The 18,446-nt window shown below is 65.7% G+C and carries 16 protein-coding genes; 6 read left to right on the top strand and 10 right to left on the bottom strand.

Features of this window, described 5'->3' with window-relative positions; all coding sequences use genetic code 11:
• The first annotated feature begins 2 nt into the window (after positions 1-2).
• Entirely contained in the window at positions 3-764 is a 762-nt protein-coding gene (locus AWB67_RS05650) for an adenosylcobinamide-GDP ribazoletransferase (protein WP_087655248.1), read from the top strand.
• Positions 749-1,318, top strand: a complete 570-nt coding sequence (gene cobC, locus AWB67_RS05645) for an alpha-ribazole phosphatase family protein (protein WP_087655247.1) — start codon at positions 749-751, stop codon at positions 1,316-1,318. Before AWB67_RS05650 ends, cobC begins: the two co-directional genes overlap by 16 nt.
• On the opposite strand, the gene AWB67_RS05640 is transcribed toward cobC, so the two are convergent.
• Genes AWB67_RS05640 through cobU form a run of 4 tightly spaced genes read right to left on the bottom strand, consistent with a single transcriptional unit; the run spans position 1,319 to position 4,711 of the window.
• A complete protein-coding gene (locus AWB67_RS05640) occupies positions 1,319-2,215 on the bottom strand; it encodes a cobalamin-binding protein (RefSeq protein ID WP_087655246.1) in 897 nt (298 codons plus the stop codon).
• Positions 2,212-3,225 carry a threonine-phosphate decarboxylase CobD gene (gene cobD, locus AWB67_RS05635; protein WP_087655245.1) on the bottom strand — a complete coding sequence of 338 codons (1,014 nt, stop codon included), beginning with the start codon at positions 3,223-3,225 and terminating at the stop codon, positions 2,212-2,214. The genes AWB67_RS05640 and cobD overlap by 4 nt, the downstream gene beginning before the upstream one ends.
• A complete protein-coding gene (gene cbiB / locus AWB67_RS05630; protein ID WP_087655244.1) occupies positions 3,218-4,159 on the bottom strand; it encodes an adenosylcobinamide-phosphate synthase CbiB in 942 nt (313 codons plus the stop codon). Before cbiB ends, cobD begins: the two co-directional genes overlap by 8 nt.
• A gap of 6 nt (positions 4,160-4,165) precedes the next feature.
• On the bottom strand, positions 4,166-4,711 hold the full coding sequence (cobU, locus tag AWB67_RS05625) for a bifunctional adenosylcobinamide kinase/adenosylcobinamide-phosphate guanylyltransferase (RefSeq protein ID WP_087655243.1): 546 nt from the start codon (positions 4,709-4,711) through the stop codon (positions 4,166-4,168).
• A 56-nt stretch (positions 4,712-4,767) separates the two neighbouring features.
• On the opposite strand from cobU, the gene AWB67_RS05620 reads away from it, so the two are divergent.
• Positions 4,768-6,237 (top strand): cobyric acid synthase, encoded by a 1,470-nt coding sequence (locus tag AWB67_RS05620; RefSeq protein ID WP_087655242.1) that lies wholly within the window; start codon positions 4,768-4,770, stop codon positions 6,235-6,237.
• On the opposite strand, the gene AWB67_RS05615 is transcribed toward AWB67_RS05620, so the two are convergent.
• Positions 6,234-6,653: a PaaI family thioesterase gene (locus AWB67_RS05615; protein WP_087655241.1), complete on the bottom strand. Its 420-nt coding sequence runs from the start codon at positions 6,651-6,653 to the stop codon at positions 6,234-6,236. The two genes, AWB67_RS05620 and AWB67_RS05615, sit on opposite strands and share 4 nt — an antisense overlap.
• A gap of 153 nt (positions 6,654-6,806) precedes the next feature.
• On the opposite strand from AWB67_RS05615, the gene AWB67_RS05610 reads away from it, so the two are divergent.
• A complete protein-coding gene (locus tag AWB67_RS05610) occupies positions 6,807-7,430 on the top strand; it encodes a ParA family protein (RefSeq protein ID WP_087655240.1) in 624 nt (207 codons plus the stop codon).
• A 49-nt stretch (positions 7,431-7,479) separates the two neighbouring features.
• Here the strand turns inward: AWB67_RS05610 and panD are convergent, their stop codons facing one another.
• The 4 genes from panD to AWB67_RS05590 all read right to left on the bottom strand — a co-directional run bounded on the left by panD (position 7,480) and on the right by AWB67_RS05590 (position 9,896).
• On the bottom strand, positions 7,480-7,866 hold the full coding sequence (gene panD, locus AWB67_RS05605) for an aspartate 1-decarboxylase (RefSeq protein ID WP_087655239.1): 387 nt from the start codon (positions 7,864-7,866) through the stop codon (positions 7,480-7,482).
• Between the two features lie 12 nt (positions 7,867-7,878).
• Positions 7,879-8,712, bottom strand: coding sequence for a pantoate--beta-alanine ligase (gene panC, locus AWB67_RS05600; protein ID WP_087655238.1), 834 nt, complete (start codon positions 8,710-8,712; stop codon positions 7,879-7,881).
• A gap of 96 nt (positions 8,713-8,808) precedes the next feature.
• The gene (locus tag AWB67_RS05595) at positions 8,809-9,705 is read right to left on the bottom strand and encodes a segregation and condensation protein A (RefSeq protein ID WP_087655237.1); all 897 of its coding nucleotides are present in this window, start codon (positions 9,703-9,705) and stop codon (positions 8,809-8,811) included.
• A gap of 2 nt (positions 9,706-9,707) precedes the next feature.
• Entirely contained in the window at positions 9,708-9,896 is a 189-nt protein-coding gene (locus AWB67_RS05590) for a DUF3460 family protein (protein WP_181505519.1), read from the bottom strand.
• A gap of 463 nt (positions 9,897-10,359) precedes the next feature.
• Here AWB67_RS05590 and AWB67_RS05585 point away from each other — a divergent pair, with 463 nt between their 5' ends.
• Entirely contained in the window at positions 10,360-12,141 is a 1,782-nt protein-coding gene (locus AWB67_RS05585) for an autotransporter assembly complex protein TamA (protein ID WP_087655235.1), read from the top strand.
• Between the two features lie 46 nt (positions 12,142-12,187).
• On the top strand, positions 12,188-16,222 hold the full coding sequence (locus AWB67_RS05580; protein WP_087655234.1) for a translocation/assembly module TamB domain-containing protein: 4,035 nt from the start codon (positions 12,188-12,190) through the stop codon (positions 16,220-16,222).
• A gap of 75 nt (positions 16,223-16,297) precedes the next feature.
• On the opposite strand, the gene metG is transcribed toward AWB67_RS05580, so the two are convergent.
• Positions 16,298-18,442 carry a methionine--tRNA ligase gene (gene metG / locus AWB67_RS05575; protein WP_087655233.1) on the bottom strand — a complete coding sequence of 715 codons (2,145 nt, stop codon included), beginning with the start codon at positions 18,440-18,442 and terminating at the stop codon, positions 16,298-16,300.
• Between the last annotated feature and the right edge of the window lie 4 nt (positions 18,443-18,446).

Below are 18,446 nucleotides of genomic sequence, written 5' to 3'. Positions count from 1 at the left end.
CGATGCTTCGGCCACTCGACGAACTGCGCTACTTCTTCACCGCGCTCGGCTACTTCACGCGCGTGCCGGTGCCGCGCTGGGTCGGCTTCGAGCGGCATTACCTGAACGCGGCGGCGCGCTATTTTCCGCTCGTCGGGCTGATGGTCGGCGGGGTCGGGACGCTCGTTTATCTCGTGGCGTTGCGCGTGTTTCCCGCGAGCGTCGCCGTGCTGCTGTCGATGGCCGCGACGCTGCTCCTCACCGGCGCCTTTCACGAAGACGGCCTCGCCGATTGCTTCGACGCATTCGGCGGCGCCTTCACCCGCGACGATGCGCTGCGCATCATGCACGACTCGCGCATCGGGGCGTTCGGCGCGATCGCGCTGGTAGTCGTTTTGGCTTTGAAGTGGCAGGCGCTCGCCTTTCTTCCACCGATGCGCGCCGTGTGGCTCATGATCGCCGCGCATGCCGCGAGCCGCACGTTTGCGATCAGTTATCTGCTTACGCTCGACTACGTGCGCGACGAGGGCAAGGCAAAACCGGTTGCGCAGCGCATGAGCGTGGCGGCGTTCGGGCTTGCGGTGATATGCGGATTGCCGTGGCTCTTCTGGCCCGACTGGCAGCTCGGTTGCTTGTCGATCGCCATGCTGATCGTGATGCGTTTCGCGATCGGCCGATACTTCGTGCGACGCATCGGCGGCTATACCGGCGATTGTCTCGGCTTTGCGCAACAGCTTTTCGAGGTGACGATCTACCTGACGGGGCTCGCATGGATCTCGTCCTGATCCGCCATCCGGCCGTCGCGATTGCTGCGGGCATCTGCTACGGCCAAGCCGACGTGCCGCTCGCAGACGATGCCGAAACATCGGCGCGTGTGCTCTCCGAGCGCATGCGTGCGTTGAACGTGCCGCCGTGCGCAGGCGCGTGGCACGCGAGTCCGCTGCAACGATGCGCGCTGATTGCGCGAGCGCTCGGCGCAGTGCGCACCGATGAACGCCTGAAGGAAATCGACTTCGGCGCATGGGAAAGCCGCGCGTGGGACAGCATCGATCGCGCGCTGCTCGATGCCTGGGCCGACGATCTCGAACACGCTCGCGCGCATGGCGGCGAGAGTCTCGCGCAGTTCAACGTGCGCGTGATGCAGTGGTTCGACGATACGTGCGCTCATCAAGATGCGCCCGTTCACGCGGTCACGCATGCGGGCGTGATCCGCGTGCTCACGGCGCGTCTGCTGAACGCGCAGCAGGCCAACGTGCTGCAATGGCCGCTCGATTACGGCGCGATGGTGTGGCTCAGGCGCGTGCGCGACGAATGGCTGCTCGTGCGCTGGAACGCGTGATCACTTCGGCCGCCGTGCGCGCGCCGCTTCGAGGTCTTCGCACAGCCGCGTCGCGCCGATGGCGAGACGCGGCGTCGGCCGGTTGATCAGATCGCCGTCGATGCCGAACAGGTTGTTGCGCGCGACCGCCGTCATCGAAGGCCATTGTTTCCAGCGAGCGAGCGCTGGCAACGGATGATCCGTTTGCGTCGCGCCCGGCGTCGCAGTGACGATCGCTTCAGGGTTCACGGCGAGCACGGCTTCGGTCGAGATCGTCGGGACGAGCGGCTTCAGGTCCGCGAAAACGTTGCGCCCGCCGCACAACCCGATCACTTCGCTGAAGACGTGCGCACCGTTGAGCGTCATCAGCGGGTCGTCCCACACCTGATAGAACACGCCGACCGCCGGCCGTGCCGCATAGCGCGTGCGCAGTGTGGCGATGTCGCGGCGAAACGCGTTCGATGCATCGGCGGCGGTGTTCGACGTGCCTAGCAGCGTGCCGAGCTTGTCGATCGTGGCAGGGATATCGTCGAGGTGCTGCGGCTCGCTGAAATAGAGCGGCACGTGCAACTCGCGCAAACGTTCGGTCTGACGCGCCGCATTGCCATGCCGCCACACGACGATCAGGTCCGGCTTCAGCGCGACGATGCGCTCCAGATCGAGCGCCTTGTTGTCGCCGACGCGCGGTATCGATTGCGCCTCGCGCGGGTAGTCGCTGTAAGTCACCGCGCCGACGATGCGCGCGCCGCCGCCCGCCGCGAACAGCAATTCGGTGACGTGCGGCGCGAGGCTGACGACGCGTTGGGCGGGTGCATCGAGCGTGACGGTGGCGCCGGTGTCGTCGGTGACGGTGAGCGCGGCGTGCGCTTGCATCGCGATCAACAACGCTGTCGACGCTGCCAAGTACCGCAACGTCATGCGTGAATCTCCGCGAACGCGCGTGAAAGACGCGCCCAGTCGCCTTCCGATCCGGGCAGGCCAAGGCGCAGGCTAGGCGTCATGCCGGCGCGATCGAAGAGACGCGTCCAGATGCCGCGCGTCGCCAATGCGTGTTGCAGCGACGCGGCGTCGTGCGTCTCGAACCAGACGAAGAGCGGCGCTGGCTTCGGTTCAAAACCATGGCTCGCGATCAGCGCGGCAAGGCGCGCGCTGTCGGTCGCGAGTTGCGTGCGCATCGCCTGTTGCCACGCGATGTCGCCGAACGCGGCGCGGACCGCGTGCCGCGCCGGGCCGCTCACCGTCCACGCGCCAAGCCGGTCGTCCAGCGCGCGACGCAGCGGCTCGGCGGCCAGCACGAATCCCACGCGAATCCCCGCTAGCCCAAAGAACTTGCCGACCGAACGCAGCACGACGAGTCCCTCGCGATCCGTTTCGTCTGCAAGCGATGCGCTGGGATCAGCGGCATCGGCGAAGGCTTCGTCGACGATCAGCGTCCCGCCGCGCTCCACGAGCTGCCGATGCCAGCGCAAAAGCACATCGCGTTCGATGCGCTCGGTCGTCGGATTGTTCGGATTCGCGACGATGACGTGATCGAGTTCGCCGGGCAATTCGCCCGCGCGAATATCGAGCGGCATCACGCGATGGCCCGCGCGTTCGAACGCGGGCGCGTATTCGCCGTAGGTCAGCGGCGCGACGCCAGCCACGCCCGGCCGCAACAATGCCGGCAGCGCACGAATCGCCGCCTGGCTCCCCGCGACGGGCAGCGCCGCCGGTGCACCGTAGTAACGTGCGGCGGCATCGGATATGCCGTCGTCATCTTCGGGCAGGCGGCGCCATGCGTCGGGCGGCACCGGGGGCACCGGATAGCCGCGCGGATTGATCCCGGTCGAAAGGTCGAGCCAGTCGTCGAGAGGGATTGCATAGCGGCGCGCGGCTTCGCGCAGATTGCCGCCGTGACGGATCGGGATCGGGTCTGAGGTGTCAGCCATGAGCGCCCAAGCTGATGAAAGCCAGAAAGAGGAACAGCGCGAGCCAGAGGAATGTCGTCCGCTCGACGAGCCGCAGCGCCGCCACGATGTGCTGCGGCGTCGCCGTCATGCCGTAGCCGAGCACCGGCCGCGATTCCAGCGTGCCGTTATAGACCGCCGGCCCGCCGATCAGCACGTTGAGGCTGCCCGCGCCCGACGCCATCACCGGGCCCGCGTTCGGGCTGTCCCACGAGGGCGCCTGCGTGCGCCAGCAGTGCCACGCCGTGCGCGTGTCCCCGAGGAGCGCGTAGCTCGCCGCCGTCAGGCGCGCGGGGACGAAGTTCAGGACGTCGTCGAAGCGGGCGGCCGCCCAGCCGAAGCGCAGATAACGCGGCGTGCGGTAGCCCCACATCGCATCGAGCGTGTTCGCGAGGCGAAACGCCAGCGCGCCCGGCCCGCCCGCGACCGCGAACCAGAAGAGCGCGCCGAAGATCGCATCGTTGCCGTTCTCCAGCGCCGATTCGACGGCGGCTCGCGAGAGCGCGGCTTCGTCTGCATCGGCGGTTTCGCGCGAGACGATGCGCGCGGTCAGCGTACGCGCGGCAGCGAGGTCGCCGAAGCCGAGCGCACGCGCGATCGGCGCGATGTGGTCGCGCAGGCTCTTCCCGCCGAGCGCGAACCACAGGAGCGCCGCATGCACGGCGCACGCGAGCGCGAACGGCAGCAAGCTCACGAGCAGCCACGCGATCGCGACCGGCGGCACGACCGCGGCGAACCACGCGAGAATGCCCGCGGGCCGCGCGCGAAAGCCGGTGTTCATGCGCGCTTCGAGACGCGTCGCGAGCCGCCCGAACGCGACGAGCGGATGCCGCGTGCCCGGCTCGCCGATCACCCGATCGACGACCACGCCCGCGATCGCCAGCATCGCCGTTGTGTAGAAGGAGAGGAGGAGCATGGGCGCTCAGCCCTTGAGCGCGAGCGGCAGGCCCGCGACCATCAGCGTCGCGCGCGTGCTGGCGGCGGCGACGCGCTGGTTCAGGCGGCCGAGTTCGTCGACGTAGAGGCGCGTTACCGAGCCGAGGGGCACGACGCCCAGCCCGATCTCGTTGCTGACGACGATGATCTTGCCGGGCGCTTCGGCCAAAACGTAATCGAAGGCGTCTAAGGCTTGCTGGGGAAAAGCGTGCGGTTCGGCGCCATCGGGCGGGCAGAGCAGGTTGGCGAGCCAGAGCGTCAGGCAGTCGATCAGGACGCAATGTTCTTCGCGCGCCGCCGAGCGCAATGCGCCTGCGAGATCGAGCGGCGCTTCGACGAGCTTCCAATGATCGGGCCGCCGCTCGCGATGATGCGCGATGCGCGCCTCGAATTCCGCATCGCCGATGCGCGCGGTCGCCACATAAGTGACGGGCAGGCCGCTCTCGGCGGCGAGCCGCTCGGCGTGCGCGCTCTTGCCCGAGCGCGCGCCGCCGAGGATGAAGGTGAGGTCCCGCAATGGAGCAGAGGTCATCGCCATATTGTAACGGCGGGCTAAGATAGCGGGCTCCCCAAGGAACCGACGACACCATGCATTTCGCCCCGCGCGGCACTCTGATGATCCAGGGCACCACGTCCGATGCCGGCAAGAGCACACTCGTCGCCGGCCTGTGCCGCCTCGCGCGGCGCGGCGGCGTGCGGGTCGCGCCGTTCAAGCCGCAGAACATGGCGCTCAACAGCGCAGTGACGGTCGATGGCGGCGAGATCGGCCGGGCGCAGGCGCTGCAGGCGATCGCGGCCGGCGTCGATGCGCAGATCGACTTCAATCCCGTGCTCCTCAAGCCGACGAGCGATCGCGGCGCGCAAGTCATCATCCACGGCCACGCGCACGCGAACCTCGATGCGCGGGCGTATCACGAGTACAAGACCATCGCATTCGATGCCGTGCTCGCGTCCTACGCGCGGCTTCAGGCAGGGTTCGACGCGATCGTCGTCGAAGGGGCGGGGAGTCCCGCCGAAATCAATCTGCGCGACCGCGACATCGCGAACATGGGGTTTGCGGAACGCGTCGATTGCCCGGTGGTGCTCGTCGCCGACATCGATCGCGGCGGCGTGTTCGCGCATCTGGTCGGGACGCTGGCATGCCTGTCGGAGAGCGAGCGGGCGCGGATTCGCGGCTTTGTCATCAACCGGTTTCGCGGCGATATCGGCTTGCTCAAGCCCGGCCTCGACTGGCTGGAGGCGCAGACGGGCAAGCCCGTGCTCGGCGTCGTGCCGTATCTGCACGGCCTCACGCTCGATGCCGAGGACATGCTGCCGGGCCAGGCGCACACGCGCGGCGCGCGCGGTGCGCTGAAGGTGATCGTCCCGGCGCTGCCGCGCATCAGTAATCACACCGATTTCGACGCGCTGCGCGCGCATCCGCAGGTCGATTTCGAGTACGTGCGGGCCGGCATCGCGCCGCCGCCCGCCGACCTGATCGTGCTCCCGGGCTCGAAAAGCGTGCCGCGCGATCTGGCTTGGCTGCGCGAAAACGGCTGGGATCGCGCGATCGAACGGCATCTGCGCTATGGCGGGAAGGTGCTCGGCATCTGCGGCGGGATGCAGATGCTGGGGCGCGAAATCGACGATCCGGATGGCTTCGAAGGCCCGCCGGGGCGCGCGAAGGGGCTCGGGCTGCTCGATTTGTCGACAACGCTTACGCCGCACAAGCTGCTGGAAAACGTCACGGGAAGGCTGACGCTCGGCGGCGCGGCGCCGGTCCGGGGCTACGAAATCCACATGGGGCGCACGAGCGGCGCGGCTTTGGCGCGGCCCGCTGTGCATCTCGACAATGGTCGCCCGGACGGCGCCATCTCGGACGATGGTCAAATCGCCGCGACCTATCTGCACGGCATCTTCGATACGCCGGAAGCCTGCGCTGCGCTGCTCGAATGGGCGGGTGTCACGCAGGCGGAGGCGCTCGATTACCCGGCGCTGCGGGAGGCGTCGCTGGATCGCCTCGCCGATACGCTCGCCGAATCGCTCGACCTGGACGCGATCGGCGCAGCGTTCGGTTAATACAAGATCATCTGCGTGCAGCGAAAGAGCGCGATGGTCTTCCCATCGGCATTGGTCACGAGCGCGTCCCACACCTGCGTGCTGCGCCCGAGGTGCACGGCCGTCGCTTTCGCGATGATCCTGCCTTCGCGCGCCGTCCCGACGTGATTGCTTTTCAGCTCGACGGTCGTGAAATTCTTCGCGCCTTCGGGCAGATGCGCGATGCACGCGTAGCCGCAGCAGGTATCCGCGAGGCCGATGACGCTCGCCGCATGAAGGAAGCCATTGGGCGCGAGCAGCTCGGGCCGGATCGGCAATTCGCCGGTGAGCGTGCCGCTTTCGAGCGAGATCAGCTCGACGCCGAGCAGTTCCGGCAGCCGGCCGCGCTGGCGATTGCGCAGGAAATCGAGGGTAATGTCGGGGCGAAGTGTCGTCATGGGCGGGGGAACGTTGGCTGTTTGCAAGATATCCGGCAGGCCGGTTTTGCCGATAATATCAACGGCTCGAACATTGCAGGTTCCAAAACAACGAACCGGCCAGCGGGATTTGGACTTTTCCGGCTGTCCGACAGAACATTTCCGGGAAACTCTATGACGGTGATCGTGGTGGCGAATCCAAAGGGCGGCGTCGGCAAAAGCACGCTCGCGACCAATCTGGCGGGGTATTTCGCGGCGAACGGCGAATGGGTCGCGCTCGCGGACCTCGACAAGCAGCGCTCCTCCCACGCGTGGCTGACGCTGCGGCCGGACACGTTGCCGAAGATCGAAGAGTGGTCGATCGACATCGATACGCCTTCGAAACCGCCGAAAGGTCTGGAGAAAGCCGTCGTCGATACGCCCGCCGGGGTTCACGGCAACCGGCTCGCGCTGGCGCTGGAACTGGCCGACAAGGTGATCGTGCCGCTGCAGCCGTCGATGTTCGACATCCTCGCGACGCAGGATTTCCTGCAGAAGTTGTCGAAGGAGAAGGCGGTGAAGAAGGGCGCGATCGAGATCGGCGTGGTCGGGATGCGGGTCGATGCGCGCACGCGCTCAGCGGAACAGCTACATCGGTTCGTCGAAGGACTCGATTTGCCGGTGCTCGGGTTTTTACGCGATACACAAAATTACGTGCAGCTTGCGGCGCACGGGCTCACCGTCTGGGACGTCGCGAAAAGCCGCGTGGAAAAGGATCTGGAGCAGTGGCAGCCGATCGTGGAGTGGGCGGGGAAGTAGCCTGCAACGCAAAAGCGGGCCGCCCGGCCCGCTTTTGCGGAGATCAAAGTCACGTCCAATTCTGCGTCGGCACGTGGTCCCGGCTGCCCTTGATGCGGTTCTTTTCATCAACGAACACGAGGTCCGGCTTCCAGCCCGCCTTCAATTCCGCCTCGTCCACCTGCGCGAACGCCGCGATGATCACCAGGTCGCCCAGTTGCGCCCGGCGCGCCGCCGATCCGTTCAGCGAAATCATCCCGCTGCCGCGCTCGCCCTTGATCGCATAGGTGGTCAGGCGCTCGCCGTTGTTCACGTTCCAGATGTCGATCTGCTCGTTTTCGACGAGATTCGCCGCTTCGAGCAGGTTTTCATCGATCGCGCACGAGCCTTCGTAATGCAATTCGCAATGCGTGACCGTCGCGCGGTGGATCTTCGATTTCAGCATGGTTCGCTGCATGTCTTCGTTCTCTCAGATTTCGAGGTTGTCGATGAGGCGGGTCGTGCCGAGCTTGGCCGCGGCGAGCACGACGAGCGGCGCGTCGGTATCGGCGGGGCCGGGCGGGAGCAGGTCCACGCGCTTGCGCACGGCGATGTAATCGGGATTCCAGCCGCGCTCGGCAAGCGCATCCATCGCCTGCTTCTCGACCGACGCGAAATCGCGGTTGCCGGCGAGCACCGCGTCGCGCACGCGATTGAGCGTCGTGGCGAGTACCGGCGCCTCGGCGCGCTCGGCGGCCGCGAGAAAGCGGTTGCGCGAACTGAGCGCGAGGCCGTCGGTGTCGCGCACGGTTTCAGCGGCGATCACCTCGGTCGGCAGCGCGAACTGGTGACACATCTGCCGCACGATCATCAACTGCTGGTAATCCTTCTTGCCGAACACGGCGACGCGCGGCTGCACGCACGACATCAGCTTCATCACGACCGTGCACACGCCCTGGAAGAACCCCGGCCGGAACTCGCCTTCGAGGATGTCGCCGAGATCATGCGGCGGATGCACGCGATACTGTTGCGGCTGCGGATACAGATCCTGCTCCGTCGGCGCAAAGAGCACGTAGACGTTTTCTTTCTGCAGCTTTTCGATGTCGTCCTGCAGCGTGCGCGGATATTTATCGAAATCTTCGTTCGGGCCGAACTGCAGCCGGTTCACGAAAATGCTCGCGACGACCGGATCGCCGTGCTGGCGCGCGAGCCGCATCAGCGAGAGATGGCCTTCGTGGAGGTTGCCCATCGTCGGCACGAAGGCGGTGCGGTTTTGTCCGCGCAACTGGTCGCGCAGTTCATGGATCGAGCTGATGACTTTCATCGAGCGGGTGTCTCCTGTCGGCCAGAGTTGGCTCTTTAGGCGGGCAGCCTTGATCACGCTGCTCCGAGGCCAAGGTGAGAAAAAAGGATTCTCGCCTCAAGCGGGCGAATACGCGAGTCTCACGTAGATGGGCGCATACGGTTCGGCCTGGGTGATCTCGATCAGCGATTCCCTCGACAATTCCAGCATCGCGATGAAATTCACGATGACGACCGGCACGCCGCGCGCGGTGTCGAAGAGCTCGCAGAATTCCATGAAGCGCGCGTTCTGCAAGCGCCGCAGGATCACGCTCATATGCTCGCGCACCGAGAGTTCCTCGCGCGAAATCTTGTGATGCTGCACGAGCTTTGCGCGCTTGATGACGTCGGCCCAGGCGGCGCGCAGGTCAATCACGTCGACGTCGGGAAACCTCTGCGTCGGCGATTGCTCGATGTAGACCTCGGCGCGCAGGAAGTCGCGCCCTAGCTGCGGCAATTGATCGAGCCTCAGCGCGGCGAGTTTCATCTGCTCATATTCGAGCAGACGCCGCACGAGTTCGGCGCGCGGGTCTTCCGCTTCCTCGCCGGTATCGGCTTTCTTCACCGGCAGCAGCATGCGCGACTTGATCTCGATCAGCATCGCGGCCATCAGCAGATATTCGGCGGCGAGTTCCAGGTTCGATTCGCGAATCTGGTCGACATAGCCGAGATACTGCTTCGTGACGTCCGCCATCGGAATGTCGAGGACGTTGAAATTCTGCTTGCGAATCAGGTACAGCAGGAGGTCGAGCGGCCCTTCGAACGCCTCCAGGAAGACTTCGAGCGCGTCCGGCGGAATATAGAGATCCGCCGGCAGCTTCCAGAGAGGTTCGCCATACAGGTGCGCAAAAGCGACGCCGTCGATGGTATCGGGCGTCGAATCGGTCGCAGGCGCGGCGAGCGCGGCGGCGCGGCGTTCCTTCGCGTCCTGGGGAGGCGCGTCCGTTGCCGGCAGCGCCTCGCGGGCGGCGCTCACGCTCAGAAGTTCTGGTAGTAGACGTAAGGCGTCTGGTCGACGCGCGAGGTTTTTTGCTTCGCGCGTTCGTCGAGGTCGATCGGCTGCTTGTCCCACAGGAGCGCGCGGCCGCGGCGCTGTTCTTCTTCCAGAGACGGCTTCTGCGCTTTCAACTGATTGATGAACTGGGTGATGTCCGACTGGTACATGATTCGACTTCCGGTGTTGAGTCCGTTGGGATCAGGGAGCTTTCGTCTCGTTGCGGGCAGCCGTTGCCGCCGCATTTTCGTCGCAATTTTACCGCAAGCGACTGCCCGCGGTTCGATATCGGCGGGCTTGTTCCGCGGATTGGCCGAACGGCCTATCGGAGTCTTCGGAAAAGCGCGCTCGTGCGCCGCGCGCGTGAGAAAGCCGGAACCCGAGGCGCCATCAGCCGTCCAAGGCGGGCAGCCGGTTTTCCACCGATGTTTTCGGATCGCTCCGAGGCACGCTGCGCGCCGCCCATTTTGAGACGGCGGGCCGTATCGATGTGGTGAAATAGCGCCTGCGCGGTTTTCGTGTCGGATCGAAGTGTGTAACGAAGCGGCGCGGACCGCCTCGGTCGAGAGCCGGCAGGCAGCGCGATGCCGCGGATCGAACCATCATCGACAACAATACCAATGCCGGAGGTCACGTTTGGCGGGGCGCCTGTTCGACTCTTTACGCTTGACGCGCGCGCCGCTCGCCCGACGAATCGCGCTCGTGGGCGCGGCATTCTTGCTGCTGGCCTCCGCGCGCCCGGCGCTCGCCAAGTACACCGTCGATATCGACGCTCCGCGCAGCGTGCGTTCCCTGCTGAAAGACCATCTCGATTTAGCGCGATTTGCGAAGCGCGACGACGTCAGTGAAGAACAATTCGAGTTCCTCGTGACCGCCGCTCCGCAGGAAGTGCGCGATCTCGTCGCGACCGACGGCTATTTCACGCCGGTCGTGCGCACCGACGTCTCGGTTACCGACGGCAAGAAAACCGTCACCGTGAGCGTCGATCCGGGGCCGCAGACCACCGTCGCGTCGGTTTCGCTCATTTTCAAGGGCGCCGTGACGACTGAGGACCGCAAGCAGGAGAACGCCGCGCGCTTCGCGTTTTCGGTGAAAGAGGGCGATCCGTTCTCGCAGGACGCCTGGAACGACGCCAAGAACGCCGCGTTGAAGGCGCTTCAGGCGCGCCGCTACCTCGGCGCGAAAATCGCGCGCTCGCAGGCGCGGGTGAATCCGCGCACGCACATCGCGGATTTGTCGGTGACGTTCGACAGCGGCCCGACCTTCACCTTCGGCGATCTCGACGTAAGCGGCGTGCGCCGCTACCCGGAAGAGATCATCCACAACGTGAATCCGATCCACCCCGGCGACATCTACGACATCGCGCGCGTCAACGAACTACAGCGCCAGTTGCAGAACACGCCGTACTACGCGAGCGTCGCGATCGACGCCGATAACGACGTCGCCAAGCCCGACAACACGCCGATTCACCTGAAGGTCAGCGAATATCCGTACAACGCGGTGCGCTACGGCGTCGGCTACGCGACGGACACCGGCCCGCACATCCAGGGCTCGTACAGTTATCTCGATACCTTCGGCAAGGCGTATCCGTTCACGATCTCCGGTCGCCTCGACCAGACGCAGCAGTACGGCCAGGTGACGCTCGCGATGCCGCCGGGCGCGCGCGGCTGGGTCAACAGCGTGCTCGCGTCGTACACGAACACGAACGTGTCGGACACGCGCATCTACAGTGCGCGCGTCGGCGTGCAGCGCTCGCGCTCGACGCAGAACATCGACACCACGTACTCGCTGATCTTCTACGACGATCGCCTGACGCAAAACGCGCCGAATCCGTCGAATGCGCGTGCTCTCGTGCCCGCGTGGCAATGGATTCGCCGCAACGTCGACGATCCGCTCTTTCCGCGCAGCGGCAACCTGATCCGCGCCGAGGCCGGTTTCGCGGTCAAGGGCGTCGCGACCGAGCAGACGTTCATCCGGTTCTACACGAACCTGCTGCAATACCTGCCGATCACAAAAAATGACCTGTTCGTGTTCCGGGCGGAGTTCGGCGGCGTGTTCACGAGCGGGCCGACCAACGGCATTCCGGCGTCGCTGCTGTTCCGCGCGGGCGGCGCGAATTCGGTGCGCGGCTACAGTTATCAGAGCATCGGTAACAACGTCGACGGGTCGATTCTGCCGACGAAGTACCTCGTCACCGGCAGTTCCGAATATCAACACTGGTTCACGCACGACTGGGGCGGCGCGGCGTTCTTCGACATCGGCACCGCCACCGATACCTGGGGCGAGCGCGTATTCCAGCCGGGCGCGGGTTTGGGCGTGCGCTGGCGCAGTCCGGTCGGGCCGGTCAACGTCGATCTGGCCTATGGCTTCAAGAACAAGAGCATCAAGCCGTATCTGACGCTCGGCATCGCTTTCTGATTATCTACACGGATTTTTACGCGGCTTTTTTGACGACCCACGACGCATGACCGAACCGACAGTCCCCGCGAACGCAGACGAACCCGCCCACGAAGGCGAGAGCGGCGCGCCTGACGACAAGCCTCCGCGTCGTCGCGGTGGCTGGCGGCGGTTCGCGAAGTGGCTCGGCGGGATCGTGCTCGCGCTCGTGCTGTGCCTCGCGCTCGGCGTCGGGCTGATCTTTTACGCGCTGATGAGCGAGCGCGGAACGCATTACGTGTGGCAGGCGGCCACGTCGCTGCTCGGCGGACGTCTCACCGGCACGCTCGACGGCGGCGCGGTCGCAACCGGCGTGCGCCTGCGCAACGTCCACTGGAAAAGCCTCGACGGCAAAGGCACCGATGTCGCTGTCGACAGCGTTTCCGCTCGCTGGGAGCTCACGCGCGAGCCGTGGCGCTTCACGATCGACTATCTGCATATCGGGACGATCGACGCGCGGATCGCGCCATCGCCTAAAGACACCACGAAGACGGAACTGCCGAAGGACCTGCGCCTGCCGATCCAGCTCGCGATCCGCGACGTGAGTGTCGCGAAGTTGCGGCTGCACCAGGGCACGACGACGACCGAACTCTCGCGCCTGCTGTTCAACGGACGCAGCGACGGCCGGCATCACGAAGCGAGCGTCCAGCGCCTCGACACGCCGTTCGGAGCGGTGACGGCATCGGTGAACATGGATGGCGGCGCGCGGCCGTTCCCGCTGACGGGCGACGCGACGTACTCGGGCAAGGTGAGCGGCGAGGCGGTGCAGGTCGGCGCGCATTTGACGGGATCGCTGGAAAACCTCGTCGCCGATGTCCAGGCGAGCGGCATGAAGCTGAACGGCCGCGCGCACGTCGAGGCGCTGCCGTTCGGCGACGTGCCGCTGAAAAGCGCGCTCGTCACCGTCGATCACGTCAATCCGCAGGCGTTCAGCCCGAGCGCGCCGTTCGCCGATCTCGCGGTGCGCGCCGAAGTGAAGCCCGCCGAGCCGGCCGAGCCGGGCGCGTTCGTCGTGACCGGACCGGTGTCGATCGTCAACGCGAAGCCGGGCTCGATCGACCAGCAGCTTCTCCCGCTCATCGACGCCCGCGCGAACGTGCGCCTCGACGCGTCGGCGCAAACCATCAGCGACCTGAACGTGCGGCTCGTCAAGGACGCGACCGTGACGGGCGGCGGATCGCTCAAGGGCGAGCGCGGCCAGTTCGACCTGAAAGTCGCGAAACTCGATCTGCACGCGATCCAGTCGAGCCTCCTGCCGACGCAGTTCGCGGGACCGGTCGGCGTCACGCTCGCCGGCGACACGCAGACGATCACGCTCGACCTGAACGACCCGAAAGCCGCGATCCGCGCGCAGGGCAAGGTCAAGCTCGACGCAAAGCAGACGGCGTTCGAAGGCGTGAAGCTCTCGGTGGGAAAGGGCCGCATCGAACTGAGCGGCGCGCTGAAGAAGGACGTCAATTCGAGCTATGACGTTAAGGCGAAGCTTGTCGAGTTCAATCCGCTGCTGCTCGTGCCGCCGAAAGCCGCCGCGCCGGTCAAGGGCGGCAAGGGGAAAAAGGCGCCCCCCGCGCGCGTGATCGAGGCGCGCGTGAACGGCACGCTCGCCGCGACCGGCGTGCTCGCGCCTATTCTGACCACGAAGGCCCAGTTCAAGCTCGGCGAAAGTGTCTACGACAATCTGCCGCTGACGGGCGAAGGCACCGTGCAGGTCGCCGGGACGCGGATTTTGCCGAGCAAGGCGCATCTGTCGGTAGCGGGCAACGACGTCGACCTGAACGGCAGCTTCGGCGCGCCCAGCGACCGGCTGCGTTTTCGCGTCGATGCCCCCGCGCTGGAAAGGCTCGGCTTCGGCCTTGCTGGGATCGTCAAGGCCGACGGCGACCTGACCGGCTCGTTCGCGCATCCGAACGTCGCGGCGAACTATCAGGCCGATGGCGTCGTGTTCGGCGCGAACCGCCTCGGCCACGCGGAAGGCCGCGCGGAACTGCGCGACGGCGCGAACGGCGCGCTCGTCTTCACGACGAAGGCGCGCGATTTGAGCACCGAAGGCGTCGAACTCGCGACGCTCGACGCCAACCTCACCGGCACGCGCGCGCGCCACACGCTCGATGCCAGCGCCACCGGCAAGGTGCGCGGCGAGGCGGTCAACCTGACGCTCGCGGCGAACGGCAAGCTCACCGACGCCCACGACGGCCCGCACTGGGACGGCACGATCACGCGGTTGACGAACAAGGGCACGCCGTCGGTGAACATGGAATCGCCGCTGTCGGTGAGTTATGCGCCGAACCGCGTCGTGCTCGGCGCGACGCGGCTGTCGGCGGAAGGCGCCGTGCTGGAGCTCAAGTCGTTCGCGCTCGAAGGCGGGCGCATCCAGTCGGCGGGCACGCTGCGCAATCTCTCCGTGCTGCGGCTGCTCGAAATCCGCCAGGAACTGACGGGCGCCGAGCCGCCGGTCAAGACCGACCTTGTCTTCGACGGCGACTGGAATTTCACGCTCGGCACGACCGCGACCGGCTACGCCGAGATCAAACGCCGCAGCGGCGACGTCTCGATCGACGCGGCGCGCGGCGTGGCGGCGCTCGGCATCTCCGATATTTCCGCGCGCGCCGATTTCACCAACGGCAATCGCCTGAACGCGACGTTTCACGCGCAGGCGAACCGCATCGGCACGATCGACGCGAATGTGCACACGCCGCTCGTCGTGCGCGACGGCCTCCTCACGGTCGCCGACGAATCGCCGCTCACCGGCGCGATCGACGCGAACATTCCGCAGTTGCGCACCACGGGCGGTCTCCTCGGCCCGAGCTATCTGCTGGGCGGACGCATCGCGCTCAAGCTGACGATCGCGGGCATCGTCGCGAAACCGAGTCTGTCCGGCATGCTGACGGGCGATGAACTGTCGGCGACGCTCGTCGGGCAGGGCGTGCAACTGAAGGACGGCGTGATTCGCATCGCGCTTTCCGAGAATCTCGTCGATTTGCAGCAGGTCGAGTTCCACGGCGCGAGCGGCACGCTGCGCGCGACCGGCAAGGTGCGGCTCGACCAGAACGAGCCGGACCTGACGGCGAGCGTCATCGCCGACAAGCTGGAGCTGTTCGCATCGCCCGATCGTCAGCTTTCGCTGTCGGGCAGCGCGAGCATCGCGAACGGCGGCGTGCTGGGCGGCATGAAGATCGACGGCAAGTTCAAGGTCGATCACGCGCTCTTCGACTTGCCGGAGAAGTCCGCGCCGAGCCTCGGCGACGACGTCGTGATCGTGCGGCCCGACGGCACCGTGAAGGGCGAGGGCCGTGACCAGAAGGTCGTCGCGGCCAGCGAGCGGCCGGTGACGTTCGCGCCGCGCGCCAATATCGACATCGACCTGGGGCAGAAATTCCGCTTTCGCGGCGCGGGCGCGGACCTGGGACTCGCGGGCACGATCACCGCGATGAGCGCGCCGAACATGCCGCTGCGGGCGATCGGCAACGTCCGCGTGACGCCGGGTTCCACGTACACGGCGTTCGGGCGGAAGCTCAATATCGAGAACGGTTTCTTCACGTTCAACGGGCCGGTGGCGAATCCCGGCATCAATATCCTCGCGATGCGGCGCAATCAGGAAATCGAGGCGGGCGTGCAGGTGACGGGCACGGTGCAGTCGCCGACCGCGAAGCTCGTGTCCGAGCCGAACGTGCCGGACAACGAAAAGCTGTCGTGGCTGCTGTTCGGGCACGGCACCGACCAGGGCAACAACATCGGCCAGCAAAGCGCGATGACCAACGCGCTCGCCTTGCTCGGCAGCGCGAGCGGCAAGCGGATCGCGCAGACTTTCGGGCTCGACGAATTTTCGATCGGCACGAGCGAGGTCGGGCTGACCGATCCGCAAGTCGTGATGATTTCGAAGGCGATCAACGAACGGCTCGTGATCGGCTATGAGCAGGGCTTGCAGTCGGCGAGCAACGCGGTGAAGGCGACGCTCGCACTGTCGCGGTTCTGGTCGGTGACGGCCTATGGCGGGACATTCCAGGGGCTGGATTTGTCTTATACGCGGCGCTTTGATTCGTGGGCGCGGAGGGGTGGGCCTTGAGAGGCGTTGCGCCGCTGAAATAAAAAAGGGCACGCGTTGAGAGCGTGCCCTTCGTTTTTGGGACGGCCTGAAGCGTTACTTCACCCGCATCCCCGGCTTCGCGCCGCTGTGCGGTTCGAGGATATAGAGCCCCGGTTCGGCCTTCTCATCCGTCGCGGAAGCCGCCAGCACCATCCCCTCCGACAGCCCGAACTTCATCTTGCGCGGCGCGAGGTTCGCGACCATCACGGTCAGCTTGCCAATCAGATCCTGCGGCTGATATGCCGCCTTGATCCCGGAAAACACGTTGCGCGTGTTTTCCTCGCCGACGTCGAGCGTCAGTTGCAGCAGCTTGTCCGACCCTTCCACCGCCTTGCAATCGACGATCTTAGCGATCCGCAGGTCGATTTTCGCGAAATCGTCGATGGAAATGACGCCTTCAGCTTCCGGTTCTTTCTTCTCTTTCTTAGCAGCCTTCGTTGCCTTTGCAGCGGAAGAGGCCGCCGCCGCGCCTTCCTGCCCCGGCTGCAGCGACTCGCGGTTCGCGGCGAGCAGCGCCTGGATTTGCAGCGGATCGACGCGCGTGGTCAGGTGCTTGTACGCGTTTATGGGCTGCTCGGAACTGAGCGGCTTCGCGGCATCGGCCCAGACGAGCGGCGCGATGCCGAGGAACGCCTCGACGGATTCGATCAGCTTCGGCAACACCGGCTTCAACGCCAGCGACAACAGACGGAACGCCTCCAGACTCACGCTGCACGTCTCATGCAGCGCGACGGAATTCGCCGGGTCCTTCGCCTGATCCCACGGCTTGGCGGCATCGACGTAGTGATTGACGGCATCGGCGAGTTCCATCGTCGTGCGCAGCGCCCGGCCGTATTCGCGCGATTCGTAGAGCGCCGCGAGATTCGGAATAGCCGTGCGCAACTGCGCGACGAGCGGATGATGCATCGCGCTGTCCTGCACGCGGCCGTCGAAACGCTTGATCAGGAAGCCCGCCGCGCGGCTCGCGATGTTCACGTACTTGCCGACGAGATCGCTGTTCACGCGCGCCTGGAAGTCCTCGAGGTTGAGGTCGATGTCTTCCATCGTGTTGTTCAGCTTCGCCGCGAAGTAATAGCGCAGCCACTCCGGGTTGATGCCCGTATCGATCACGCTCTGCGCCGTGATGAACGTGCCACGCGACTTCGACATCTTCGCGCCATCGACCGTCAGAAAGCCGTGCGCGAACACGTTCGTCGGCGTGCGATGGCCGGAGAACTGCAGCATCGCGGGCCAGAAAAGCGTGTGGAAATACAGGATGTCCTTGCCGATGAAGTGATACTGCTCGGCTTTCGAATCAGGTGCGACCCACGCGTCGAAATCGATCCCGCGCTCGTCGGCCAGCTTCTTGAAGCTCGCGTAATAGCCGACGGGCGCATCCACCCAGACGTAGAAGTACTTGCCCGGCGCGCCCGGAATCTCGAAGCCGAAGTACGGCGCGTCGCGCGAAATGTCCCAGTCGGCGAGCTTCGCGTCGCCCTTGTCGCCGAGCCATTCGCGCATCTTGTTGGTCGCTTCCGGCTGCGCGAGGCCGCTCACCCAGGTGCGCAGGAAGTCTTCGCAGCGCGGGTCGGAGAGGCGGAAGAAGTAATGCGTCGAGATCTTTTTGATCGGCGTGGCGCCCGAGACCACCGAGTACGGGTTGATGAGTTCGGTCGGCAGGTAGGTCGAGCCGCAGACTTCGCAATTGTCGCCGTACTGATCCTTCGCGCCGCACTTCGGGCATTCGCCCTTGATGAAGCGGTCCGGCAGGAACATTTCCTTGACCGGATCGTAGGCCTGCTCGATGTCGCGCGCGTCGATGAAGCCGGCTTCTTTCAGCGAGCCGTAGATCTTCTCGCAGAGGATGCGGTTTTCCTCGGCATCGGTCGAATAGTAGTTGTCGAAGGAGATGCCGAAGCTGTCGAAATCGCGTTTGTGCTCCGTCCAGACGCGGTCGATCAGCGCTTTCGGCGTGATGCCTTCCTTCTCGGCGCGCAGCATGACCGGCGTGCCGTGGGTGTCGTCGGCGCCGACGTAGTAGACCTCGTGACCGTGCATTCGCAGCGCCCGCACCCAGATATCCGTCTGGATGTATTCGACCATGTGGCCGATGTGAATCTGGCCGTTCGCGTAGGGAAGCGCGGACGTGACGAGAATCTGGCGACGGCCGGCTTGAGCCGGGGCCGCGGTGGATGCGGTGGCGGAGATCGGTGCTGACATGGAA

The organism is Caballeronia terrestris (assembly GCF_001544515.1).
Taxonomy (GTDB): domain Bacteria; phylum Pseudomonadota; class Gammaproteobacteria; order Burkholderiales; family Burkholderiaceae; genus Caballeronia; species Caballeronia terrestris.
This window is presented reverse-complemented; position numbering and strand designations above follow the sequence as displayed.